This is a genomic window from Bacillus sp. CH30_1T (assembly GCF_008364765.1).
Lineage (GTDB): Bacteria > Bacillota > Bacilli > Bacillales > Bacillaceae_B > Rossellomorea.
In genome coordinates this window covers 171,949-197,086 of sequence record NZ_VTUY01000004.1, presented here as the reverse complement: position 1 = coordinate 197,086, position 25,138 = coordinate 171,949, and the positions used below count along the sequence as shown (strand labels likewise).

Annotated in this window: 22 protein-coding genes; all 22 read right to left on the bottom strand. The window is 40.7% G+C overall.

Going from position 1 to position 25,138, the window contains the following annotated elements:
- Positions 1–40: 40 nt before the first annotated feature.
- The 22 genes from F0342_RS08625 to rbfA all read right to left on the bottom strand — a co-directional run bounded on the left by F0342_RS08625 (position 41) and on the right by rbfA (position 25,134).
- On the bottom strand, positions 41–1,000 hold the full coding sequence (locus tag F0342_RS08625) for an ABC transporter permease (protein WP_149155558.1): 960 nt from the start codon (positions 998–1,000) through the stop codon (positions 41–43).
- Positions 1,001–2,050 carry an ABC transporter permease gene (locus tag F0342_RS08620; protein ID WP_149155557.1) on the bottom strand — a complete coding sequence of 350 codons (1,050 nt, stop codon included), beginning with the start codon at positions 2,048–2,050 and terminating at the stop codon, positions 1,001–1,003.
- Positions 2,043–3,578 carry an ABC transporter ATP-binding protein gene (locus tag F0342_RS08615; RefSeq protein WP_149155556.1) on the bottom strand — a complete coding sequence of 512 codons (1,536 nt, stop codon included), beginning with the start codon at positions 3,576–3,578 and terminating at the stop codon, positions 2,043–2,045. The genes F0342_RS08620 and F0342_RS08615 overlap by 8 nt, the downstream gene beginning before the upstream one ends.
- Positions 3,579–3,793: 215 nt before the next feature.
- Positions 3,794–4,891, bottom strand: coding sequence for a BMP family lipoprotein (locus F0342_RS08610; RefSeq protein WP_149155555.1), 1,098 nt, complete (start codon positions 4,889–4,891; stop codon positions 3,794–3,796).
- A gap of 49 nt (positions 4,892–4,940) precedes the next feature.
- Complete coding sequence (locus tag F0342_RS08605; RefSeq protein ID WP_149155554.1) at positions 4,941–5,666, bottom strand: GntR family transcriptional regulator; 726 nt, start codon at positions 5,664–5,666, stop codon at positions 4,941–4,943.
- Between the two features lie 424 nt (positions 5,667–6,090).
- Positions 6,091–8,454 (bottom strand): DNA translocase FtsK, encoded by a 2,364-nt coding sequence (locus F0342_RS08600; protein ID WP_149155553.1) that lies wholly within the window; start codon positions 8,452–8,454, stop codon positions 6,091–6,093.
- A gap of 183 nt (positions 8,455–8,637) precedes the next feature.
- Positions 8,638–8,844, bottom strand: coding sequence for a YlzJ-like family protein (locus tag F0342_RS08595; RefSeq protein ID WP_149155552.1), 207 nt, complete (start codon positions 8,842–8,844; stop codon positions 8,638–8,640).
- On the bottom strand, positions 8,841–9,575 hold the full coding sequence (locus tag F0342_RS08590) for a ClpP family protease (protein ID WP_149156060.1): 735 nt from the start codon (positions 9,573–9,575) through the stop codon (positions 8,841–8,843). The genes F0342_RS08595 and F0342_RS08590 overlap by 4 nt, the downstream gene beginning before the upstream one ends.
- A gap of 146 nt (positions 9,576–9,721) precedes the next feature.
- Complete coding sequence (locus F0342_RS08585; RefSeq protein ID WP_149155551.1) at positions 9,722–11,386, bottom strand: ribonuclease J; 1,665 nt, start codon at positions 11,384–11,386, stop codon at positions 9,722–9,724.
- A 262-nt stretch (positions 11,387–11,648) separates the two neighbouring features.
- Positions 11,649–12,521, bottom strand: a complete 873-nt coding sequence (dapA, locus tag F0342_RS08580) for a 4-hydroxy-tetrahydrodipicolinate synthase (protein ID WP_262481678.1) — start codon at positions 12,519–12,521, stop codon at positions 11,649–11,651.
- 22 nt (positions 12,522–12,543) lie between these two features.
- Positions 12,544–13,782 carry an aspartate kinase gene (dapG, locus tag F0342_RS08575; protein WP_149155550.1) on the bottom strand — a complete coding sequence of 413 codons (1,239 nt, stop codon included), beginning with the start codon at positions 13,780–13,782 and terminating at the stop codon, positions 12,544–12,546.
- A gap of 88 nt (positions 13,783–13,870) precedes the next feature.
- Entirely contained in the window at positions 13,871–14,917 is a 1,047-nt protein-coding gene (gene asd / locus F0342_RS08570; RefSeq protein ID WP_149155549.1) for an aspartate-semialdehyde dehydrogenase, read from the bottom strand.
- 213 nt (positions 14,918–15,130) lie between these two features.
- Entirely contained in the window at positions 15,131–15,727 is a 597-nt protein-coding gene (locus F0342_RS08565; protein WP_181778049.1) for a dipicolinate synthase subunit B, read from the bottom strand.
- The gene (dpaA, locus tag F0342_RS08560) at positions 15,721–16,623 is read right to left on the bottom strand and encodes a dipicolinic acid synthetase subunit A (protein WP_149155548.1); all 903 of its coding nucleotides are present in this window, start codon (positions 16,621–16,623) and stop codon (positions 15,721–15,723) included. The genes F0342_RS08565 and dpaA overlap by 7 nt, the downstream gene beginning before the upstream one ends.
- 314 nt (positions 16,624–16,937) lie before the next feature.
- Complete coding sequence (locus F0342_RS08555) at positions 16,938–17,171, bottom strand: YlmC/YmxH family sporulation protein (RefSeq protein ID WP_149155547.1); 234 nt, start codon at positions 17,169–17,171, stop codon at positions 16,938–16,940.
- A 137-nt stretch (positions 17,172–17,308) separates the two neighbouring features.
- Positions 17,309–18,550, bottom strand: coding sequence for a M16 family metallopeptidase (locus F0342_RS08550; RefSeq protein ID WP_149155546.1), 1,242 nt, complete (start codon positions 18,548–18,550; stop codon positions 17,309–17,311).
- 28 nt (positions 18,551–18,578) lie between these two features.
- Positions 18,579–19,583: a polysaccharide deacetylase family protein gene (locus F0342_RS08545; protein WP_149155545.1), complete on the bottom strand. Its 1,005-nt coding sequence runs from the start codon at positions 19,581–19,583 to the stop codon at positions 18,579–18,581.
- Between the two features lie 331 nt (positions 19,584–19,914).
- The gene (gene pnp, locus F0342_RS08540) at positions 19,915–22,038 is read right to left on the bottom strand and encodes a polyribonucleotide nucleotidyltransferase (protein ID WP_149155544.1); all 2,124 of its coding nucleotides are present in this window, start codon (positions 22,036–22,038) and stop codon (positions 19,915–19,917) included.
- Positions 22,039–22,389: 351 nt separating this feature from the next.
- Complete coding sequence (gene rpsO, locus F0342_RS08535; RefSeq protein WP_034760125.1) at positions 22,390–22,659, bottom strand: 30S ribosomal protein S15; 270 nt, start codon at positions 22,657–22,659, stop codon at positions 22,390–22,392.
- Between the two features lie 135 nt (positions 22,660–22,794).
- Positions 22,795–23,739 carry a bifunctional riboflavin kinase/FAD synthetase gene (gene ribF, locus F0342_RS08530; RefSeq protein ID WP_149155543.1) on the bottom strand — a complete coding sequence of 315 codons (945 nt, stop codon included), beginning with the start codon at positions 23,737–23,739 and terminating at the stop codon, positions 22,795–22,797.
- Between the two features lie 19 nt (positions 23,740–23,758).
- Positions 23,759–24,667, bottom strand: coding sequence for a tRNA pseudouridine(55) synthase TruB (gene truB / locus F0342_RS08525; protein WP_149156058.1), 909 nt, complete (start codon positions 24,665–24,667; stop codon positions 23,759–23,761).
- Between the two features lie 98 nt (positions 24,668–24,765).
- Complete coding sequence (rbfA, locus tag F0342_RS08520) at positions 24,766–25,134, bottom strand: 30S ribosome-binding factor RbfA (protein WP_148968773.1); 369 nt, start codon at positions 25,132–25,134, stop codon at positions 24,766–24,768.
- Positions 25,135–25,138: the final 4 nt, after the last annotated feature.

The window sequence follows — 25,138 nt, the reverse complement described above, 5'->3', positions numbered from 1 at the left end:
TGTCGAGATACCTTTTAATTGATTGGTGCTTATGATATGATTAACGATTTCCTTTAATATACGGTGTACCTAGTGCTTTAGGTGCATCTGCACGGCCGATGAATCCGGTAAGTGCAAGGATTGTTAATACATATGGTGCGATTAACAGATATACACTCGGAATGTTTTCAAATAACGGAATACTCGATCCGATGATACTTAAGCTTTGGGCAAATCCAAAGAATAATGCCGCACCCATTGCGCCAAGGGGATGCCACTTACCGAAGATCAAAGCGGCTAAGGCCATGAAACCCTGTCCGCTTATCGTTGCGTGACTAAAGTCCGAGGAAATTGACTGGGCATATACCCCTCCGCCCACTCCTGCAAAAGCCCCAGAAATGATGACGCCGATATAGCGCATTTTCGTTACGTTGATTCCCATTGTGTCTGCAGCCATTGGATGCTCACCTACGGAACGCAATCTGAGACCGAATGGAGTCTTAAACATAATGAACCAAACGATGACGGACACAAGGATGGCTACAAATGGTGGCCAATAAGTGTTGGAGAAGAAAATATCTCCAATCATCGGAATTTTGTTAAGTAACGGTACATCTATCTTTCCAAAGCCTTCAGAAATGATGTCTGTTTGACCTTTTCCGTAAATACGTTTGACTAAGAAAAGAGTTAAACCGATGGCGAGCAGATTAATTGCCACTCCGGACACTACCTGATCGGCCCGGAATGTAATAGAAGCAACCGCATGGAGTACGGCGAGTAACGCCCCCATGACCATTGCTATAAGCAAAGCTACCCAAGGTGTTGCCGCACCAAATGTGTCGGCAAACGCCAAGTTGAAAACGATACTTGAGAAAGCTCCAATGACCATTAATCCTTCAAGCCCGATGTTAACCACACCAGAACGTTCAGAGAACGCTCCTCCTAACGCAGTGAAAATAAGTGGTGATGCCCACAATAATGTTGATGGAATAAGGATTGTTAAGATATCGATAAAGCCCACTTATTTCACCCCCTTCTTACTAAATCGTTTAATCAGATAACGAATCATATAACCAGATGCTACAAAGAAAATAATTAGGGCAATGATGATATCTACCAGCTCATTTGGTATTCCTGCTTCAAGAGGCATATTTAACGCCCCCACTTTGAGTCCTCCAAATAATAATGCTGCGAACACAACACCTATAGCTACATTTCCTCCTAATAAAGCTACAGCGATCCCATCAAATCCGACCCCTGTAAATCCTCCTTTAATCGAGGCGTACCCAAATGTTCCTAAACCTTCCATGGCACCTGCAAGTCCGGCAAATGCTCCAGAGATGACCATAGAAAGAATGATGTTTCCATTTACGTTCATTCCTGCGTATTGAGAAGCGTGCTGGTTAAAGCCTACCGAACGCAGTTCATATCCACGAGTCGTTTTTTCTAAAAGGAACCACATGATAAATACACAGGCGAGGGCAATGAAGATCCCCCAATGCAGCCTTGAGTAATCCGTTAAGGCCTCAAAGAATGGAGACTTTAATGAAGCCGTCTCTGCGATATAGTCCGTACGATCTTTGCGCTCCGTCAATACATCACGGATAATCGCATTCGTTACATGAAGTGCAATATAGTTCATCATGATCGTAACAATTACTTCGTGTACACGGTATCTTGCTTTCAGTAATCCTGGAATGAAGCCCCAGAATGCTCCGGCTACTGCCGCTGCGATTACAGCAAGCGGTAAGTGGATGATCTTTGGTAACTCATCGAAAGCAACTCCTACCCATACTGCAGCAAGCCACCCGACAATCAGTTGTCCTTCGACCCCGATATTGAATAATCCGGTTCTGAAGGCAAAGGCAACAGCCAATCCTGCCAGAATGTATGGAGTCACTTGACGAACAGTTTCCCCTACATAGTAGATCTCTCCGAAAATACCTTGCCAAAGTGCAGAGTATCCTGCAATTGGATCATATCCACTCACAAGCATAATAATAGTTCCGACAATAATTCCTAAAAGGACCGAAATAACCGGGATTAAAATATTTGTTAATCGATTAGACATGTTCGTTCTCCCCCGCTTCCTTCCTCTTCGAACCAGCCATAAGTAGTCCAAGTTCTTGTTCGGTTGTTTCTTTTGGATTTACAATTGCTACAATTTGCCCTTCATAAATGACGGCAATCCGATCACTTACATTCATGATTTCATCCAACTCAAATGAAAGTAATAGTACGGCTTTCCCGTTATCCCGTTGCTCGATCAGACGTTTGTGAATAAACTCGATCGCTCCTACATCGAGACCACGGGTTGGCTGGGCAGCAATCAACAGATCCGGATCACGGTCGACTTCCCTACCGATGATCGCTTTTTGCTGATTACCGCCGGATAGTGCCCTGGCAAGGGTATATTCAGAAGGTGTCCTTACATCAAATTCTGAAATTAGCTTTCTCGCTTGATTGTAAATATTCTTATAGCTTAATACGCCTTTATTTGAATAAGGCTTTTGATAATAGGTCTGTAGAACCATATTTTCACCGATCGGAAAATCTAGAACTAAACCATGTTTGTGACGATCCTGAGGAATATGACCTACACCTGTTTCATAAATCTTGCGCGGTTTCATATTGACTATTTCTTTTCCATTCAGCTTAATCGAGCCACTATTAACTTTGTATAACCCTGTTATCGCTTCAATCAGTTCACTTTGACCGTTCCCATCAACTCCCGCAATTCCAAGGATTTCCCCGGCTTTCACTTCCAGGTTTAACCCCTTTAAAACGGAAACATTGCGGTGGTCTTTTACGTTCAAATCCCGAATTTCGAGCACATTGTCAGTAGGGGTGGCTTCCTTCTTCTCAGTCATAAAAGTTACTTCACGTCCTACCATCAGACTGGCTAGATGGTTCGGATCGGTTTCTGATACTTGCACTGTCCCGATCCCTTTTCCTTTTCTGATAACGGTTACATTATCACACACTTCCATAATCTCTTTTAGCTTATGAGTGATTAGAATGATAGACTTGCCTTCTTGAATAAGAGTTTTCATGATTTGAATAAGCTCTTTGATTTCTTGAGGGGTCAGTACCGCTGTAGGCTCATCGAAGATCAGAATCTCTGCACCACGATAAAGTGTTTTCAAAATTTCAACACGTTGCTGCATTCCTACTGAAATTTCAGAAATTTTAGCGGAAGGATCCACTTTTAAACCGTATCTTTCCGAGATTTCCAGAATATCCTTCTCTGCCTTTTTAATATCCACTGTTGCACCGGACTTCGGCTCTCTTCCGAGAATAATATTTTCTGTTACTGTAAAGGTATCAACGAGCATAAAGTGTTGATGAACCATTCCGATCCCTAAGTCATTGGCAATATTGGGATTGGTGATGTTTACTTTCTGCCCCTTAACACGAATTTCTCCTTGTTCAGGCTGATAAAGTCCAAATAAAACATTCATCAGTGTAGATTTACCTGCTCCATTTTCACCTAGAAGCGCATGAATTTCACCTTTTTTGAGCTGGAGGGTAATATTATCGTTTGCTACGATGCCAGGAAATTCTTTGCGAATATTCAGCATCTCAATTACATAATCCATTGCTAATCACTCCTTGCATAGGCTAGGGATATTTATCTAGTAGTTAGAGGTCAGACCTTAAGACTCTAGAAAAAAAAGGGTTTCCCCGATTAAAACTCTAAATGAAAGATAGAAAGAAGTTTCTATACTTCAATTAAATTTTTAATTATTATGAATATTCATTTTAGAAAAGGGATAAGAGGCCGGCTATCCTTGGCCCCCTTATCCCCGTTCAATTAGTTAGCTGAGAATGAATTTGCTGCATCTAAAGATTCAGGAACAGTGATTTCCCCACTCTTGATCTTTTCTTTCCATTCATCAACTTTAGTCATAACCTCGTCTTTGTTAGAAAGCTCTTCGTTAAGTTCAGCTAATCCAACACCCTCTTCGTTAAGACCGTAAGAGATAACTTCTCCACCAGGGAAATTCCCTTCTTTTGCTTTGTTAGCAAGATCCAGAACAGCGTTATCTACACGTTTTAAAGAAGAAGTTAAGATGATATTATGATCCCCAACTTTACCCTCTGCTGATTGGTCGGAGTCAACTCCGATTGCCCATAGCTCACGGGAAGGATCTTTTTCTTTTAAGTCACGTGCTTCTTTGAACAATCCATTACCAGTACCACCTGCTGCATGGAAGATAACGTCTACATCTTGAGAGTACATTTTAGACGCGATTGTTTGACCAAGTTCAGCTTTGTCGAATGCTCCTGCATAATCTGCAACGATTTCCGCTTCGGGATTAACTGCTTTCACACCAGCAATGAAGCCGGAATGGAAACGCTCGATTACTGGAATTTCCATTCCACCAAGGAAGCCGATTTTGTTCGTTTTCGTTGCTAGCCCAGCAGCAACTCCCGCAAGGAATGAACCTTCTTGCTCTTTGAATGTGATACTTGCAACGTTTGGCTGGTCTACAACAGCATCAACGATAGCAAAGTGAGAATCTTTTTGTTGTTGTGCAATATCATTGATTGCACCTTCCATAAGGAAGCCGATACCATATACTAAGTCAAAGTCTTGACGAGCTAATGTGTTTAAGTTAGTAGCGTAGTCAGCATCAGATTGTGATTGTAAGTAGTCAAAACCTTCCTTACCTTTTTCTAAGTCGTGCTCTTCACCGAAAGCTTTTAAACCTTCCCAAGCAGATTGGTTGAAAGATTTGTCATCTACTCCACCAACATCTGTAACCATTGCTACTGTAAATTGATCTTCTTTTTTGTTACCTTCACCACTAGATGCACCTTCTTTGTCCTCGCTTGTTCCACAAGCACCTAATAATGTACCTGCAGCTAGAACAAATGACAACGCTAAACCAATTTTACGTTTTTTCACCTAGAGTACCCCCTAATATTTAATAAATTAGTAGTAAGATGGATTGTTGTTATACACGCTTTCTTAATACTTGGAAGCTAAATTTGTCTGACCGAAAATAATTTACTGAGTACAGAATCGGCTCATCGTTTTCATCAAAATGCATTTGCTTTAATACGAGTAGTGCCGTTTCTGGTTCACAATTTAGAATAGGGGAGATTTTATCGTGATAGCCCATAGGTTCTATTTGTGCAACAGCATGAGTGATTCTCTTATTCTCGCGTTTCTCCAAAACGGTGAAAATCGAATTATCCTCATGGGTGAAATTCCTCGGCATAATCTTTTCAGGAATTTTGTCTACACAATACACAACCGGTTCCCCGTTTGCAGTACGAACCCGTTCAATCAGGATCACGTCGTCCTCTTCATTGCAAGTAAACCTCTTCACATCATCCTCAGTAGCTTCTTGAGTTGTTGAGCTTAAGAAAATGGTCCCTGGCTCCATACCGGCCTGCTTAATCATGTTCGTTACACTGTTCAGCTGCTCGATACCAGAAGTAAAGAGCGGTTTAGCGTTTACAAATGTACCTACCCCATGACGTCGTACGATGACACTTTCTTCCTCAAGAATTCTGAGAGCTTCACGGAGAGTAGCCCTACTCACACCTAGTTGTTTGGAGAGATCAAATTCAGACGGGAGTTTTTCTTTTTCTTTGTATACTCCCGCTTCGATATCTTTCTTCAAACGGTCTATCACTTGTAAGTATAAATGTCGATTGTCTGTCTTTATTGTCACTGGAACCACCACCAAATTTTCTCAAGACATCAGACCTCTGATGTATATCTTTCCTACTAATCGAAAATACTATAACACTTTTCTTTTCATAAATAAATAGCATTGTGTGATTTTGTCGAAAAAAATGATTAGAATGACAATTTAAAATCCTCATTTGTAAAAAAATAGTAAATATATAAGGATGAATAGGGTTTCATGGAGTTTTTTTACAAATATTTTACAATATGGTTGTTATAGATTATCAATCTTTACAAAATTAAAACAACGCCATTACAATTGTAAACGCTTTTAATAGTATAACACATTAGTGGATAAACTAGAATAACATCATTTGAAACGGATACATTTTGAGATTTCTCCCTTGAATATCTTATAAAAAAGGTGTGTTACCCCGTTCACTTTGAATAGGGTAACACACCTTTTGTTAAGAGCTTTGCTCTTCTGAAGGTTTACCGATCAAGACGGTTCGCGGCTTACTTCCTTCATAAGGCCCAACGACTCCTCTTACTTCCATCTCATCAATCAATCGTGCTGCTCTTGTATAACCAACTCTAAATCTTCTTTGAAGCATGGATACGGAAGCGGTTTGCATTTCAGCGATTAACTGAACTGCATCATTATAGAGTTCGTCTTCTGCTTCGCCCGTTTTCTCATCTTCTTGTATCTCATCTGGAATCATTTCTTCCTGATACTGTGCCTTTTGTTGAGAAATGACAAAATCAACGATTTCTTCAACTTCTTCATCAGATAAAAAGGCGCCTTGTACCCTTGTTGGCTTTGAAGCCCCTACAGGCATAAAGAGCATGTCTCCTCTACCCAATAGTTTTTCTGCACCACCGGAATCCAGGATGGTTCTGGAATCGATTTGTGATGAAACGGCAAACGCAATCCTCGATGGAATATTCGCTTTGATGACCCCTGTAATAACATCAACAGAAGGACGCTGAGTCGCAATAATTAAATGGATCCCTGCGGCACGTGCCATCTGTGCGAGTCTTGTGATGGCGTCTTCTACATCGTTTGAAGCAACCATCATTAAATCAGCGAGCTCATCCACTATCACCACAATGTATGGAAGCAGCGGCTGCTTTTCTTCGTTCTCGAGATTCTGTCTCTTAACGTAGTCGTTGTAGCCTTCAATATTCCTTGTTCCTGTGTGAGAAAACAATTCATATCTCCGCTCCATTTCACTTACAACCTTTTTTAATGCCTGTGAAGCTTTCTTCGCATCCGTTACAACGGGAGCCAATAGGTGCGGAACCCCATTATATACATTCAATTCAACCATTTTTGGATCTATCATCATGAGCTTAACTTCATGTGGTTTAGCTCTCATTAGAATACTCGTAATGATTCCATTAATACAGACACTCTTTCCGCTTCCTGTGGCCCCGGCTACAAGTAAGTGAGGCATTTTATTCAATTCTGCAAGTACGGCTTCTCCGGTAATATCCCGCCCTAAACCAATTTGGAGCTTGGCATCAGGTTTATTATGTTCCTTGGCTTCAAGCACCTCTCTTAAAGACACCATGGCCACTTCTGAGTTAGGAACTTCAATACCGATAGCCGATTTCCCTGGAATAGGAGCTTCGATTCGGATATCTTTAGCTGCAAGAGCCAAGGCTAAATCATCACTAAGGTTCACGATGCGGCTTACTTTCACACCTACATCCGGGTGTACTTCATACTTGGTGACGGCTGGACCTAAGTGAACTTGTGTAACTTTCGCTTTTACTCCGAAGCTTTGGAAGGTTCTTTCAAGTTTGGCTGCATTGGCATGAATCAGTTGATATTCATTACTCTGATCTGTTTTTTTAGGACTCTTTAATAACGAAATAGAAGGTAATTTATAATCTTTATTTTCTACTTCAGTAAACGTAATCGGTGGTGCAGAATCCGCTTCTCCTTCTGAATCGGATTTTTTCTGAGCTGCAGCTTCATCTTTTTCATCATTTATTCCCGCCTCTGTAGCGGATGGTTCTTCTTTAGTCTGAGCCCCTCCGTATGCACGTTCCGCAAAGTTAGAGATAATCGGTTCTCTCGTTTCCTCTTCCTGAGGCAGCGGTTTTTCAATCGCTTTCTCATGCTTCACAGGAACTTCTTTCTTTTTCTTTTCTTTCACTTCTTTTTTCTTTGACTGATCTTCTCTCCAGTCACTCATATCTTGTTTGAATGCCGACCACTGACCGCTTAGGAATGCACCAAATCGCTTTCCTGCTCTTCCAAGCACATCCCCGATGGATTTACCTGTCACTAGTATGATTCCGATCAATATGAATGTTGCACTAACAATCCTTGCTCCTTGAGAGTCAAATAGAAAATAAGAAACGGCAAATAAAACGCTCCCTATCATTCCCCCACCAAGATCCGAAGTACTCGTTTCCCCGCTTACATCCATCCAAAACAAATCCCACGTATTCATGATGACACTTGGATTATCGAAAGAACCATCATTTGAGAGCAAATCAAATAATTTCACATGACTCAATAGCAAGAAGCTCGCAATGATGATGTATATCCCAATAAGTCTGCGACTAAATAACATAGGAATCTCTCGTTTAATCATGAGGTATCCAGCCACATACAGCATCCATAGGAGGGCAACCATATACCATTCACCCAGAAAGAATCGATAGAAATATACCACTGCTTTCCCTACAGCTCCAAGCTCTATGATCGAAATCAAACTGAGGGCAGCAAGGATCATTCCTGTAATTTCATATTTAATGGTTTGTTTTAAGGTTGAACTCGTTGCAGATCGTTTTTTTCTTCTTTTTCGTTTTGCCAATCCAATTCACCTAAATTCTATTGAAGTCTTTCTTCATATGTACGTAAAGATGAAGAAAGGGCTGATCCTTTGGGGCAATCTATGTGCCTAAGGTGTCAGACCCTTCCCGTTAACTTAATTATGATTATCTCTTCCAGTAATATTATAGCATAACCACTATTTCGGGAAAATCCTCTTTCTCGCTTAATTGTTGATAAATTCACCCGGGCTAATCTGATTATCAAGATAATGGGCAGGGTCGCTACTCATGACCCTGACAATTCGAAACCGGTTCTCCTCCTGCTGAACAAGGATAGGAACACCCTGATATTCCATCATCATTTGACCACTGAATTCACTTGCTTCTGTTGGAAATACAAGATCATTGGGAACGACTGTATAAAGGATCATTGTACTAATCCCTCTTGTTGATCCGATTGCTTTTTCATCTCAATTAACTCGTTAATCTTTTTAATGGCTGTCCCAATGCCCCCGATCCCATCTATCAGGCCGTATTCGACGGCATCGTCACCGACCACATTCGTACCGATATCCCGTGTGAGGTTACCTTTTGCAAACATCAGGTCTTTAAAATCTTCTTCCGATATATTGCTGTGCTTCGTAACGAAACTAACTACCCTATCCTGCATTTTATCCAAGTACTCGAATGTCTGGGGTACGCCGATCACCAATCCCGTCAACCGAACCGGATGGATTGTCATTGTAGCAGTGCTGGCAATATAAGAGAAATCGCATGATACGGCAATCGGTACACCAATACTATGTCCTCCACCCAACACAACAGATACTGTAGGTTTAGAAAGTGAAGCGATCATTTCAGAAATGGCGAGTCCCGCTTCCACGTCTCCACCTACCGTATTTAATATTACCACCAAACCCTCTATCTTTGGATTTTGCTCAATGGCTACTAGCTGTGGAATAACATGTTCATACTTCGTTGTTTTATTTTGTGGCGGAAGCTGCATATGCCCTTCTATTTGTCCTACAATCGTCAAGCAATGGATATTGGAATCCTGAGAGAGTTGCGGGACATTGGTTTGCCCTAATTGCTGTATCTTTTCCATTAATCCTGATGGTTTATCTTTATTATCATCCTGGCCTTTATTTGGCTGATCCTGCATACGTACATGATTATCTTCCATGAAAACATCTCCTTTTCATTTCCATTCTCTTGTTATTATTTTAATAAGGGAGTGTTTTCATACTTTATACTTTGGGATCAAATAAAAAACGGAGGCTATTTGTTAGAAACAAATAGCCTCACGCATTAAACTTCCATGATGATCGGTAATATCATTGGTCTTCTTCGTGTTTTATTGAATAAATAGTAATTGAGCTGATCTCTGATATCTTGTTTAATGGTTGTCCATTCAAAAGAGCCCTTTTGTAAATAGAAATGTACTACATCCGTTACGATGCCCCCAGCTCCTTCAATCAATTCTTCTGACTCCCTTACATAAACGAAGCCGCGTGATATAATTTCAGGACCTGACACAATTGATTTGGATCTGCGGTTGATCGTTACAACGACCGTAAAGACACCATCTTCTGATAATAGTTTACGGTCGCGAAGGACGATATTCCCCACGTCCCCTACACCAATTCCATCGATTAACACATTCCCAGCCTGCACCCGGCCGCTCATTCTCATCTTACCGTCCTTGTATTGAAGCACATCTCCTTTATCCAAAATGAAAATTTGCTTATACGGAAGACCGATGTCGTGAGCGATCTGTGTATGCGCCACCAGCATTTTATACTCACCTTGAATAGGAATGAAATACTTAGGCTTCATGATATTTAACATAAACTTTAGATCTTCCTGACTCCCATGCCCTGAAACATGAACCTTATTAGCGGTCAAGACGTTTGCTCCTGCTCTATAAAGCATGTCAATTGTCTTCCCTGCAATCACTTCCATGCCAGGCGAAGGTGAGGCCGTAATTAGGACAGTATCTCCCTCTTCGATATTCACAAGACGATGGGAGCGTTTTGACATCCGCTGCAAGGCTTCAAACGGCTCTCCTTGTGTTCCGGTGGCGATGATGACGACTTCATCTTTAGGATAATCACCAATCTCATCCATTCCGATGATCATCTCATCCCGGACGTGAAGATAGCCTAATTTCAAAGCTACATCATATACTCTCTTCAAACTCTTACCCACTACGACCACTTTACGATTATTTTGATCTGCAGCGTCAAAAACTTGCTGTAGTCGAATTAAATTAGATGCAAAGCAAGCTACAATAACTCTACCGGATGCCATTCGTAAGGCGTCTGTTATATGTTGTTCAATGACGGCCTCGGATGTTGTGTAGCCGGGTCTCTCCGCTTCTTTGCTATCAGACAACAAACATAGCACTCCTTTTTCACCGATTTGAGCCATTTTGCCTAAATCCGGTCGATAAAGGTGTTTAGCAGATTGATCAAATTTGAATTCCCCGGTATGTACGATAACTCCTTCAGATGTATGTATACATACACCAACTGAATCCGGAATACTATGTGTGGTTTTAAAGAACGTTACATTCACTCCATCGAAAGAGAGATGGCTATCTGAGTGAATCGTAAAGAATTTCACATCTTCCCTGACATTTTCATCCTTCAATCGTGCCTTTACAAGAGCATTCGTTAAACGGGTGCCGTAAACAGGAGCTTTAATCTTATTGAGTACGTATGAAATCCCTCCAATACTATCCTCATGTCCATGAGTCAAAATGATTCCTTTCACACGTTCTTTATTTTCGATCAAGTATTGAATGTCAGGGATTACGATATCAATTCCGAGCATTTCATTTTCAGGGAACATCAGCCCTGTGTCAACCACGAAAATTTCATGATCCACTTCGATTACGTACATGTTCTTACCAATTTCACCTACTCCTCCGAGCGGTATGATCTTTATACTTTCATTCTTTGTCTTACTCACATTATGTCCTCCTATGCTGTGCCTTTCCCGATCTTCAATCAGTTACGTTTATTATACTTGATAATATTTTGGGAGTACAACCAATTTTATCCTTCCTATAATAAGATTAGGAAAAAGACTGCATTCATTTTTACTACATTACTATTTCGATACTACGTGACTAAATCCTTCTTCTTCAAAATAAATTAATCTGTTACTGATTTTATGTGCTTTTCCTGTCTATAATAAAAGACTGTGAAGGATGGCCTTCACAGTCTTTTACTTAAGATAATACCTGTAATAATTGAGACAGCTTTGCTCTTTCCACTTCTGTTAGTGGAATTAATGGTAAGCGGACGGATCCAACGTCCAGACCCTTCATTTGCAGGGCTGTTTTAACCGGAGTTGGGTTCGGGCTGGTAAATAAGCCTTTCATGACTGGAAGAAGTTTTTGATGCAGACCGGCTGCCTTTAAATGGTTTCCACCTGTAAATGCAGCAACCATCTCTTGCATTTCGTTTCCGATGATATGTGAGGCAACAGACACGATTCCAGTTCCACCTATTGACAATACAGGGAGAGTAAGTCCGTCATCTCCACTGTATAGCATAAAGTCGTCTGATGTATGGGAAATGATTTCAGTCATGCTATCCAAGTCACCGCTTGCTTCTTTAACAGCTACAATGTTTTCAATCTCTGATAATCGAATGATTGTTTCCGGAGAAACATTGACGCTTGAACGTCCAGGAATATTATAGAGCATGACAGGTAAGGTTGTTGATTCAGCAATCGCCTTAAAATGCTGGAACAACCCTTCCTGACTCGGCTTATTATAGTATGGAGCCACCAGCATGATGGCATCTACGCCTGCCTCTATTGCCTTTTTGGTAAGTTCGATTGACGCGTGGGTGTTATTGCTTCCCGTCCCGGCAATGACAGGTACTCTTCCGTTTACTACTTTTACTACATGTCGAAATAAAGCAATCTTTTCTTCTTTTGTTAAGGTCGGAGACTCACCAGTGGTCCCGGCTACTACTAACGAATCTGATCCATTTTCAATCAGATACTGAATTAATTGGGTCGTCTTGGTGAAATCGATATTTCCTTTACGGTCAAATGGGGTAACCATCGCCGTAGAAACGCGGCCAAAATTCAATCTAGTCACTCTCCTCTTAAGTTTATCCTACCCTGAATGTAGCGGTTCTCTCTTGTAGTTGAAACGTATCATGAAGTGCATTAATCGCATTAATCAGGTCCATCTCTTTCACCAGGACCCAAATAGTCGTATGACTATCTGCTGACTGGAGGATTCGAATTCCTTCATTGGACAGAGAAGATACGATGGCTGAAGTCACACCTGGGACACCCGTCATTCCGGCTCCCACTACTGAAATCTTAGCACACTCTGACTCTACAATAGGTTTATGACCTATTTTATTTAGAACGGAAATCGCACCTTCAGCCAGGGATGATGCAACAGTGTAAACAACACCCCGTGGCGAAATGTTAATGAAGTCAACACTTATTCCTTCTTTAGCCATCGCTTTAAAGACTTCAGCTTGAAGATTGTATTGGTCTTCCTTAGCGAATACTTTTATTTGCGTTAGGTTGGATACATGGGCGATTCCTGTTACGGGATGACTCCGGAATTCTTTGTGTGCCTTCGTATTTTCAAGTGTTGTCACAAGCGTCCCTTCACCATTTGAATAAGTAGAACGAATCCTGATTGGAACATTTGAATTCATCGCAATTTCAACAGCTCTTGGATGAATCACCTTTGCCCCCTGATATGCCATATTACATACTTCATTATAAGAAACAACCGTAATAGGTCTTGCTTTCGATGAAATGCGGGGATCGGCAGTCATAACCCCTTCAACATCGGTGAAAATATCGATGAATTCAGCTTTTAATGCCACTCCTAATGCAGAAGCTGAAGTATCACTTCCCCCTCTGCCGATTGTGGTGACATCACCATCTTTCGTTGCACCTTGAAAGCCCGCTACCACCACTGCATCGTGATCTTCGAGCTCTTTGACCAAACGGCTGCATCTCATTTCCAAAATCTTAGCATTGTTAAAATCATTATTAGTTCGGAATCCGGCTTGAGCACCAGTCAAAGCGGTTGACCGGATTCCATGTTCTAGAAGCATATTAGAGAAGACCAGGCTGGAGATGATTTCTCCACAAGATAATAATAAATCTTGCTCTCTCTTACTTATTGAAGTATTCCTGCCACCGATAAGTGATAATAGGGAGTCAGTAGCGTAAGGTTCACCCTTTCTTCCCATAGCTGAAACGACTACCACCACTTTATACCCCTTCTCAATCGCTTGCTTCGTGTGGGCAAGTGCCTTTAAGCGACTTGCCTCATCACGTACAGACGTTCCACCAAATTTTTGAACGATCAGTTTCATGACTACACCTCATTGTCATATGTTCAAGAGGTATGTGAGAACGAATAGTGGAAATAAATAGATCTATAGCTAAAATGGTCCCTCTTCGTTATTTAATTATACCAAGTTTCATTAGACTTTCTGCGATTTGAACTGAGTTCCAAGCCGCTCCCTTAAGTAAGTTGTCAGACACAACCCACATATGGAAGCCCTTGTCTTCATCAAGATCTTTACGCACCCTGCCAACAAATACATCCGGTTTTCCTACTGCATGTGCAGGCATCGGATAAATCTGTTCTTCCGGGACGTCTTCTAAAGTTACTCCTGGAGCATCTTTTAACAGTGAGTGGATATCATTCACTGTTACAGAACCCTCCTCAATTTCAATATATACACTTTCTGAGTGACCTGTTACAACTGGTAATCTTACGCATGTTGCAGATACCTTCAATGAAGGCATATGCATAATTTTTTTTGTTTCATTGATCATTTTCATTTCTTCAAATGTAAAGCCGTTCTCCTGGAATTTATCAATTTGAGGAATCGCGTTGTAAGCTATCTGATAATGCTTTTTATCCCCTTTTACAGGTAGCACACTCGGCTCAAATGATTCATCGGACAATATGGCTTGTGATTGCGCGTGGAGCTCATCGATGGCCACTGCTCCTGCCCCTGAAACGGCTTGATAGGTTGAGACGATTACTTTCGATAAACCATATTGTTTACGGATCGGTTCAAGTGCTGCCACCATCTGGATCGTAGAACAGTTAGGATTCGCAATGATTCCATTATGAAGTTTGATATCTTCTTCATTCACCTCTGGAACAACAAGAGGAACGTCTGGATCCATTCGGTATGCACTTGTATTGTCGACGACGATAGCTCCACGTTTAACGGCTTCAGGAGCAAGAAGTTTGGATACACTACCCCCTGCACTAAATAAAGCAATGTCTACCCCTTCAAAACTCTCAGGCTTAGCTTCTTCAACCGTCCATTCTTTACCTTTGAAAGTAACGGTGGACCCGGCTGAACGGGCTGAAGACAATAATGTCAATTGTTTTATTGGAAAGTCCCTTTTTTCTAATGTTTGTAGCATTTGTTGTCCAACTGCACCTGTGGCACCGACAACCGCTACATGTAATCCTGTTGTATTCAAAATCTTCTCTCCTTCCAACCATACAGTATACTCATAGTAGGTATACCTTTTAGTCTATTACTATAATAAAGAATATTTTAACATAAACAATTATTCGACAATAGGGAATTTTATCTTTATGCCTTGATTATTTTTATTTACTAATAACTTTAAATAAATATACATGAAAAGAAGGCCATCTTAACAGTGCAAGTTGATAGCCTTCTCAATCTATTAATCTAAATATCTTTCGATTACGACAGGCTGAAGCTGTCTTCCTTCAATAGCCGCTTCTATGGTTTCCTGAATCAGCGTCATTCTGGCTACCATTGATTTCGGTTTGCTTTCAGGTGCATCCTGCCCAAATGGGATAAAGTAAATATCTTTGGTTGATATTAATCTCATTAGGTTTACACCGTTTAAACCAAGAGCATCATTTGTCGAAATCCCCAGTACTACAGGACGGTGATTACGAAGAGTCGCTTTAGCAGCCATTAACACTGGAGAATCTGTCATTGCATTAGCGAATTTACTCATTGAATTTCCTGTAAGGGGAGCAATCACCATACAATCCAATGGAATTTTAGGACCAAGTGGTTCTGCCTTTACAATTGAATCGATTACCCTATGACCTGTAACGTCCTCAATTCGCTTAATCCAGTCTTCTCCTTTACCGAATCTCGTTTCCGTATTCATAACAGTTGACGTTACAATCGGCATCACTTCTGCACCGTTATTCACTAATCGTTCGATTTCCGGGAATACGGCATCATACGTACAATGAGAACCTGTCAGACCAAAACCGATTCGTTTCCCTTTCACACTCATGATGAACTCTCCTTTCCTAAATCAAAATCTTCCTCTAACAATTGACAAAGGACATTCGCCAGTATCTGGCCAGCTGTCTTTGGTGCAACGATCCCAGGCAATCCCGGGGCTAACAATGCTTTTATTCCCCGTTTTTCTGCATAACGAAAATCTGTACCTCCAGGCTTTGAAGCCAAATCGATGATTAATGTATGAGCTGGCATTTTGGCTATTACAGCAGCCTTCACTATATGCACTGGAATTGTGTTAATACATATATCACAATTCTCAACCTCTTTTTCTAAGTTATCTAAGTGGAATGGCTCTAAGCCCATTTCAGTCACCCTAGCCAGATGCTCACTTTTCCGAACGCCAACCTTCACCTTTCCGCCTAAATGATGAAACGTTCTAGCTACACTCATACCTACCCTACCCAGACCCAATATGACAATCGTAGATCCATGAATCGTAAAGTCTGTATGTTGAATAGCCATCATAATCGTTCCCTCTACTGTAGGAATAGAATTATAAATGGCAACATCGTCTCTCTCAAACAACTGAACAAGTTTCCGATTCGTTGAAGACATTATTTCATCCAAATACTTATTACTAATTCCTGAATAGATCGTACAGTGCTCTGGCGTCTGAGACACAACTTCTTCTGTTAAAACAATTTTCTCATTGGAAAAAATCGTATCAATTTCTCCTTGTAGATTCGTGCCTGGTACAGGTAAGATTATGGCGTCAATAATTGAAAAGTCCACTTCATCGAGCTTTTCTTTCGTAGCCCCTGTAAAGGCATGATCTAGTTGTTCAAAACCTACGAGTGAGATCTTTGCATCCAACTCAGTAAGCTTCCGAATAATCTCAAGTTGACGAGCATCTCCGCCTAGAACTGCGATCTGCATTCCGGTCAGCATCACTGATTTCACCTACTTTTTACATAATCGCTATTCTAAATCCCTTTTCACTTCAACAGTGTATGTTGCACATATCTAATGGGTGAGAAGAAAAGCAGGAAGAGACCGTTTAGAATGTGGGATTATTTTTGTAAAGGAGCGGTTTTAAAAGGTTAGGTGGGGATAATGATCGTAGACAAGTTTCATTCAAATGGTACAATATGTATCTTCATATTCCACTGACTCCTACCAACATTTTGGAGAAAGCATACTTTTTAAATTATAGGCCAAATAAAAAACGGGGTGGGCCCCGTTTCAAAAGACTATCTATTTCGTTATTCATTCGATACTTCCAGAATGATCATATCAGACCCGATTGTTCTGATTTGATGCCAAGGTACCCGGATTTCCCCGCCTTGTTTTCGCAGCCATTTACCGGTCGGAATGATAAGGGCATTAATACTTCCTGACTTATCATTGAATTCAAGATCAGTTTGCCCTAGAATTCCAAGTCGTTCTGCTTTTTTATAATCGACTATTTCTTTTCCGCTTAACTCGCTTAATCTCATGAAGGTTTCCTCCTTAAAAAAGCTTTGTATTACAATGTATACACTGTCCACTTTTTTTAGAAGAAATTCTTCGTTATTTCAATCCAATGTGATGATTCATTCAAAAAAAGCAGACTTAAGCAGTCTGCTTTTTCCTGTTATTTCCTCATATTTTGAGGGAGATTCCCATCCGGACTGATGAGGGATATTGCATAATCATCTTTAAAGATGTCAAGGGCTAACTGATTTACCTTGTCCATTGTAACGCCGTCGATTTCTTCGACAATCTCATCCAGCGTACGGTGGTGTTTTAGAAGCAGCTCATTTTTCCCGTTACGACTCATCCGGCTATTCGTACTTTCTAAACTCAGCATAAGGTTACCCTTTAATTGTTCTTTGCTGTTTAGTAATTCTTTAGAGGTTATACCATCATCTTTTAGGGCTTGCAGGGTGCTGTCGATCGTATCAAATAATTGATCTAATTGATTGGCCCCTGTCCCTCCATAAATGGTAACCATTCCGCTATCTTCATATGCGGAGTGATAAGAAAAAACGGAATACGCAAGTCCTCTTTGTTCGCGAACCTCTTGAAAAAGACGGGATGACATACTGCCACCTAATACGTTGTTTAATACGATCAGGTTATAGATGTCCGGATGCCCAATTTGCAGGCCGTCAAATCCTAAGCATAAATGGGCTTGTTCTGTATCTTTTTTCCGGGCAAGCTTATTGTTATGAAAGGCAGGCTTCACACGGTCCTCAGGTCCTTTACCACCTTCATAAGATCCGAATAGCTTCTCGACTTCTTTGATGAATGTTTCATCCACATTTCCTGCTACAGATACCACTACTTGATCCGGGGTGTACATGTCATGCATATACTCTTTCAATTTAGCTTGATTGAATGAGTTCAGTGTTTCTTCCGTTCCCAGAATCGGATAGCCAAGTGGATGCTCTTCATAGATTGCCTTGCTTAGTAAGTCATGAACGATATCGTCAGGGGTATCTTCATACATTTTAATCTCTTCATACACTACATTTTTTTCTTTATTCAATTCTTCTTCTACATAGGTAGAGTTAAAGAACATATCGGAAAGTGTATGTAAGGCATAATCCGCATGATTGTCCAATACTTTTGCATAATAGCAGGTGTATTCCTTTGAAGTAAATGCATTGACCTGTCCGCCGATGCTGTCAAAGGACTCTGCTATTTCACGGGCTGTTTTCGTTTTTGTTCCTTTGAAAAACATATGTTCCAAAAAGTGGGATATCCCGTTATTTTGTTCCGATTCATTGCGTGAGCCGGTTCCAATCCAGACCCCAATCGCTACAGAACGGACATGAGGTATTTCCTCCAGCACGATTCTTAGTCCATTTTGGCATGTATATTTCTTTATCAAGAAATTTCCTCCTATTCATGATGCAAACTTACTGCTTCTTATTACTATTTCCCTGTTCTGACGAATTATCGATGTCTTCTACGATTCTCTCTTCTTTAACCAAGCTTGAGATCGTACCAAGCCTTAAATTTTTTTCTTTTATTTGAAGAATCAACATGTTTAACGAATTAGCCGTTGAAGCTGTCGGGTGCATAAGTACAATTGCTCCCTTGTGCATCTTTCTCATTACACGCTCGATTAACACGCTTGGTTGTGGCTTTTGCCAATCAATCGTATCCACACTCCACATAATCGTTCTCATGTGCATTTCGTCTGCAATATTAATGACTTCCTCCCGGTAGCTGCCGCTTGGTGGAGCAAACCACTTCGCTTTCTCCCCTGTGGTCACTTCAATTATTTCATTCGTCTTTTTCAATTCTTCTCTTACTTTGGCTGAATCCAATGTTTTCATATCAGGGTGAGAATATGAATGATTTCCCACTTCATGTCCTGCGTCCACGATCATCTTCGCTAAGTCCGGGTTATTTTTCACCCATCTCCCCTCTAAAAAGAACGTAGCATATACTTGGTGTTTTTTCAAAGTTGCAAGCATATCCGGGATATATTCATTTCCCCATGCTACATTGATAATAAAAGAGACCATTGGTTTATCCGGATTCCCTCGGTAAACAGGGGAAGCAGGCAAATCAGGTAAGTGCGTTTCAGGAGGGATTTGCTTGTAGATCAGTTTATCTTCATCGAATGATTTTTCTTTTTTCATATTTTGAAGAGACGCTTCTACATCCACTTTCAGACCATTATATCCTGGAGTAGCTTTCCAAACTGTATCTATTACAGCATCTTGAGCCGGGACTTCTCTCAATTTTGCTTCTTCTTTTATTCTTCGAGTTAGATCATTGGGTTGGCTAACTCCATTTACTTCTAACGATTCTTGTTTTAGTCCTGTCACATATTGATCTGATAACGGATTTTCAACGATAACTAAAGTCAGAATAGCAATTAGACTAATTCCAATCAAGTATTTTCTTTCCATACCTGTCCACCTTCCTTCTCCTAAAAACATATGAAGAAAAAGGACCTGGTAGAACAAAAGCGGAGGGGCTTTGCTCAAGAGGCGACAAGCATAAGGCGAAGATATCGGAAAGGCGCTTTTTGCCTTTTGGATATCTTTGACTTATGACCTCGAGCCTCTAAGCCCCGGAGCTGGATGATACAAAAGCGGAGGGGCTTTGCTCAGGAGGCGACAAGCATAAGGCGAAAAGCGATGGCTACTCCATCAGCCCTGAATAAAAACTCCACAGATAAAAAAAGCCGCCCCGCAGGAGAGTTTGCTCCTTACAGGACAGCCTGCCAATCTCAAAAGATTATGCTTGGTTTTGTTCTTCTTTTTCACGCTGTTCTTTAAGAACTGCTTTTCTAGACAAGTTGACTCTACCCTGGTTATCGATGTCAAGAACCTTAACAAGGATCTCATCGCCTATGGCTACTACATCTTCTACTTTGCGAATACGTTCTTCTGCAAGTTCAGATATGTGGACCAGTCCATCTTTACCACTGAAGATTTCAACAAATGCACCGAATTTTTCAATTCGTTTTACTTTCCCCAGGTACATTTGTCCAGCTTCAACTTCTCTTACTATATCTTCAATTGTTTTCTTAGCAACTTTGTTCATCTCTTCATCAGTAGAAGAGATGAAGATCGTTCCGTCCTGCTCAATATCAATCTTAACGCCTGTTTCGTCGATGATTTTATTGATTTGTTTACCACTTGGTCCAATAACATCGCGGATTTTATCAGGGTTAATATGCATGGTTAAGATTTTAGGTGCATATTGAGAAAGGCTGGTTCTTGCTTCACCGATTGTTGCTAACATGCTATCTAGAATCTGCATTCTTCCTTTTTTCGCTTGTTGAAGTGCTTCTTCAAGAATTTCTCGAGATAGCCCATCAATTTTGATATCCATTTGAAGAGCGGTAACACCCTTAGAAGTCCCAGCTACTTTAAAGTCCATGTCACCCAGGTGATCTTCCATCCCTTGAATATCCGTTAAGATGGAATAGTTTTCACCAGATTTGATCAGACCCATAGCGATCCCTGCTACTGGTGCTTTAATTGGAACACCGGCATCCATCATCGCTAGGGTACTTGCACAGATACTTGCTTGTGAAGTTGAACCATTTGATTCAAGTACTTCAGAAACAAGACGAATTGTATACGGGAAGTCTTTCTCGTTTGGAATAATGGGATCCAAGGCTTTTTCCCCTAGTGCTCCATGTCCGATTTCACGACGACCCGGTCCTCTAATCGGGCCCGTTTCCCCTACACTGAATTGAGGGAAATTATAATGATGCATGAATCGTTTTGATTCTTCAATCCCAAGACCATCAAGAACTTGAACATCTCCTAATGCCCCTAATGTACAAATGCTTAGTGCTTGGGTTTGTCCACGTGTGAATAGTCCTGAACCGTGTGTTCTTGGTAATAAACCAACCTCGGAAGAAAGTGGACGTATTTCGTCGACTTTACGACCATCGGGACGGACTTTATCTTCAGTAATCAAGCGACGAACTTCATTTTTCACAAGCTTGTCTAATACTTTTTTCACTTGCTTCAGTGTAGCTTCATCGGCTTCTTTCTCTTCTTCATAAACAGCCATCACTTTTTTCTTTACTGCTTTAATTGCTTCTTCACGAGCATGTTTTTCTTGAACTTGAATCGCAGGGATTAGTTCACTTTCACATAATGAACGAACCTCTGCTTCAACGGCTTGATCTAGTTCAACAAGTTGAATTTCAGATTTCTCTTTACCGACTTTAGCAACAATTTCCTCTTGGAAAGCGACTAAACGCTTTATTTCTTCATGACCAAACATGATTGCCTCAAGCATTGTCTCTTCAGGTACTTCATCTGCACCTGCTTCAACCATGTTGATGGCATCTTTGGTACCGGCTACAGATAAATGAATCTCACTTTTCTCCAGCTGCTCCACTGAAGGGTTAATAATAAATTCACCATCAATCAGACCAACAATTACCCCTGCAATCGGACCCTCAAATGGGATATCAGAAACAGATAGTGCTAGTGAAGATCCGAACATAGCTGCCATTTCAGATGAACAGTTTTGGTCTACACTCATCACTATACTGATTACTTGTACTTCATTACGGAATCCATCTGCGAACAATGGACGGATAGGACGGTCAATTAAACGGCTTGCCAGGATCGCTTTTTCGCTCGGACGTCCTTCACGTTTAATAAATCCTCCTGGAATTTTACCAACAGCATATAATCTTTCTTCATAATTCACAGTTAGTGGGAAGAAATCCAGTGGTTTTGGCTCTTTTGAAGCTGTTGCACTACTTAATACCGCAGTATCTCCGTAGCGTACCATCACCGCTCCATTGGCTTGTTTGGCAAATTGGCCTACTTCGACCGTTAATTCTCTTCCTGCCCATTCAATGGAAAAGGTTTGTTTAGTTTGTTCCATAAAGTGTGCCCCTCTCTTTATATATCACTAAAAGGTTCGGCCTGTACCTAACCCGGATAAATATTGTAAAAAACTAATCTATATCATGCACATTCGTGCCGTTATATTCGCTTGGGTGAATAACATAAGGAACTATGTAAATATAGTATGTTGTCTCAATGGAAAGTTCTATTTACTCGCATTAAGGACTCGAATAACTCTTATGTACATATTATGTATTTTAGACAAAAACTATATAATTGAATACTTTTCGCGATAAAAATATTTAAAAATAAGTGGGGGATCATGCAAAGATTCCCACTTATCAAAACTAAAGAAAAAGCGGGACATAATCCCGCTTCCTTTGTCTGTTTATCGACGTAAACCTAATTTGTTGATTAACTCACGGTAGCGTTGTACATCTTTCTTACGTAGGTAAGATAATAGATTACGACGGTGACCTACCATTTTCAGAAGACCGCGACGAGAGTGGTGGTCTTTCTTGTGAACGCGTAAGTGATCGTTCAGGTTGTTAATTTCTTCAGTTAGGACAGCAATTTGAACTTCTGGAGATCCAGTATCGTTCTCATGTACTTTGTATTCACTGATAAGTTCGTTTTTACGCTCTTTAGTGATAGCCATCCTTTTCACCTCCTAATAATTTCTTTCAAATCCCCTGTTACTGAGCAACCGTTGGTGAATCGTGATGCCAAGCAAAGGTTCATTTCATACGCTATTTAGAATACTACTCTTTTCAACAAAAATCAAGTATAAACCTCAAATTTCCGAAAAGTAGTGTATTGCTTTGTCTTTATCTTTCTGAATTTGCGAGATTAATTCCTCTATCCCTGAAAACTTCTGTTCATCCCTAATTCTTTCATACCATTCGATATACACTTCTTCGCCATATATTGACGCATGGAAATCAAAAATGTGAACTTCGATTGATAGAGAGTATTCATCTGGATTTTTAAAAGTAGGCTTATAACCAATATTACATACACCATCGAACCATTTATCATGAATTTTCATTCTAACAGCATAGACTCCCACTTTAGGAGTAAGATAGTCGTAGGCCAACTCAATATTGGCAGTAGGAAAGCCAATTTTTCTGCCTCTCTTATCCCCATGAATGACTGTCCCTTTCATTTTAAACGGCCTGCCCAGGAGCTGACGGGCTTTCTTTACGTTGCCTTCTTTAAGGCATTCTCTTATGAACGTTGAACTTACTTTCAAGTCATCGTCTGTAAGCTTCGAAATTGTAGTAGAAGTAAACATATCACGTGAATGGAATGGGAGTGTTTCCATCGTCCCTTTCCCTAAACGTCCATATGAGTAATCGAAACCTGCTACTACATGCAGTGCATTGAGACCTATGATGTATTGATCAACGAAGTCCTGAGGAATCAGACTTGCAAATTCTGATGTAAAACGGACAATAAATAAATAATCCACGCCCAGTTCCTCTATTATTTCTTTCTTATCTTCCAGAGGAGTTATGTAGTGTATATGCTTGTGCTTATGACCTAATACAACTGAAGGATGAGGATCAAATGTCATCACCGCACTACAAGCTTTGAGCTGTTTCGCTTTTTCTACTGCTGCACTGATCACCCTCTGATGTCCTCTATGTACTCCATCGAAGTACCCTAGAGCCAAAACAAGGGGTGGAAAATCATTCTTACTAATTGAATGTGGATGATGTACAGTTATCACTTTCACAGTATTTCACCTTTTTTCACTAGTCGTTGAAAAGCACTTTGACAGGCTTGATAACCCCTGATTTGTCCGGGTGACGGCGATAAATGGCAATAGTCTTACCATGATGCTCCATCACTACCTCTCTCGTTTCCGGCCAATCCTCAGGCTCTTGCAAGCGTGCTCCATTCTTCACTTTCTCTGCTAATGTATCATTAATTGCCATTTTCGGCAAATGAGAAAGTCCCATTTCCAGTGGGAGAAGAAGTCCTTGTGGGTTTTCATTATCAACGAACTCTTTTACATCTTCTAAAGTAAAACAGTCCTCTTTCCTAAAACTGGCTGATTGTGTACGGGTAAGTGCTGACATATGAGCTGGATATCCAAGTCTATTTCCAATTTCAACAGCAAGGGTCCTCACATAAGTACCTTTGCCACAAGCTACTTCAAATGAGAAAGCCGGATCCTTGCTGTCTAATTCATCCCACTCCTCGAGTAAACTAAGCTTATGGATACGAACGGTTCTTGATGGTCTATCAACTTCAATCCCTTGTCTTGCATACTCATATAACCGTTTACCGTTTACCTTTACCGCTGAATACATTGGAGGGGTTTGCGTAATATCGCCGGTTAAACTTCTGAGAATCTCCTCAACCTCTGCTCTGGTAATCGTACGGTCCACCGTTTTCTCTACAACAGGTTCACCCCAAGCATCTTCTGTCGTAGTCGAGAAACCGAGAGTGACTTCCCCTTCATAGGTTTTTCCCGATGCTGTAATGTACTCAGCTATCTTTGTAGCTCTTCCAATACAAATTGGAAGTACACCAGATACTTCCGGGTCAAGCGTGCCTGTATGGCCTACCTTTTTCGTTCTAAGGAGCTTCCTTAATTTAAATACACAATCATGTGACGTCATGCCACGGGGCTTCCATAGGGGCAGGATTCCATTCATCTTAATACCTCCACTAATGTTCATTCTTTTATTCAACATTTAGAAAACAAAAGGACTAATCCATCGGAATTAATTTCCTCCGGATCAGCCCTTTCTTCTTACTCTTCTGTGTCTTTAGACTCTTCTGGTTCATCTTGAACTTTTCTTAATAAAGTTTCAATATGATTACCATAATCAATCGATTCATCAAACTCAAAAATAATTTCAGGTGTTTTGCGCAGACGGATTCGCTGTCCTACTTCAGAACGGATGAATCCTTTTGCCTTTGCCAGACCTTTAAGCGTGTTTTCTCTTTGGTCTTCTCCACCCAGAACGGTAATATACACTTTTGCCTGTTGTAAATCACCAGTTACCTGCACATCTGTAACTGTCACAAAGCCAATGCGTGGGTCCTTTATTTTTCGTCCGATAATATCGCTGAGCTCTTTCTTCATTTGCTCGCTAACACGATTCGCACGATGGCTCATCAAT

Excerpts from the sequence above, each read along its gene's own strand:
- dapG (WP_149155550.1), bottom strand. The coding sequence starts at position 13,782 with ATGAAACTGATCGTTCAAAAATTTGGTGGAACGTCTGTACGTGATGAG.
- F0342_RS08545 (WP_149155545.1), bottom strand. The coding sequence starts at position 19,583 with ATGGAAAGAAAATACTTGATTGGAATTAGTCTAATTGCTATTCTGACT.
- F0342_RS08595 (WP_149155552.1), bottom strand. The coding sequence starts at position 8,844 with ATGATCCTTTATACAGTCGTTCCCAATGATCTTGTATTTCCAACAGAA.
- F0342_RS08590 (WP_149156060.1), bottom strand. The coding sequence starts at position 9,575 with ATGCAGGATCAGCCAAATAAAGGCCAGGATGATAATAAAGATAAACCA.
- F0342_RS08555 (WP_149155547.1), bottom strand. The coding sequence starts at position 17,171 with ATGAGATTAAGCGAGTTAAGCGGAAAAGAAATAGTCGATTATAAAAAA.
- dpaA (WP_149155548.1), bottom strand. The coding sequence starts at position 16,623 with ATGCTGACCGGAATGCAGATCGCAGTTCTAGGCGGAGATGCTCGTCAA.
- pnp (WP_149155544.1), bottom strand. The coding sequence starts at position 22,038 with ATGGAACAAACTAAACAAACCTTTTCCATTGAATGGGCAGGAAGAGAA.
- F0342_RS08620 (WP_149155557.1), bottom strand. The coding sequence starts at position 2,050 with ATGTCTAATCGATTAACAAATATTTTAATCCCGGTTATTTCGGTCCTT.
- rpsO (WP_034760125.1), bottom strand. The coding sequence starts at position 22,659 with ATGGCTATCACTAAAGAGCGTAAAAACGAACTTATCAGTGAATACAAA.
- truB (WP_149156058.1), bottom strand. The coding sequence starts at position 24,667 with ATGAATGGAATCCTGCCCCTATGGAAGCCCCGTGGCATGACGTCACAT.
- F0342_RS08615 (WP_149155556.1), bottom strand. The coding sequence starts at position 3,578 with ATGGATTATGTAATTGAGATGCTGAATATTCGCAAAGAATTTCCTGGC.
- rbfA (WP_148968773.1), bottom strand. The coding sequence starts at position 25,134 with ATGAGCCATCGTGCGAATCGTGTTAGCGAGCAAATGAAGAAAGAGCTC.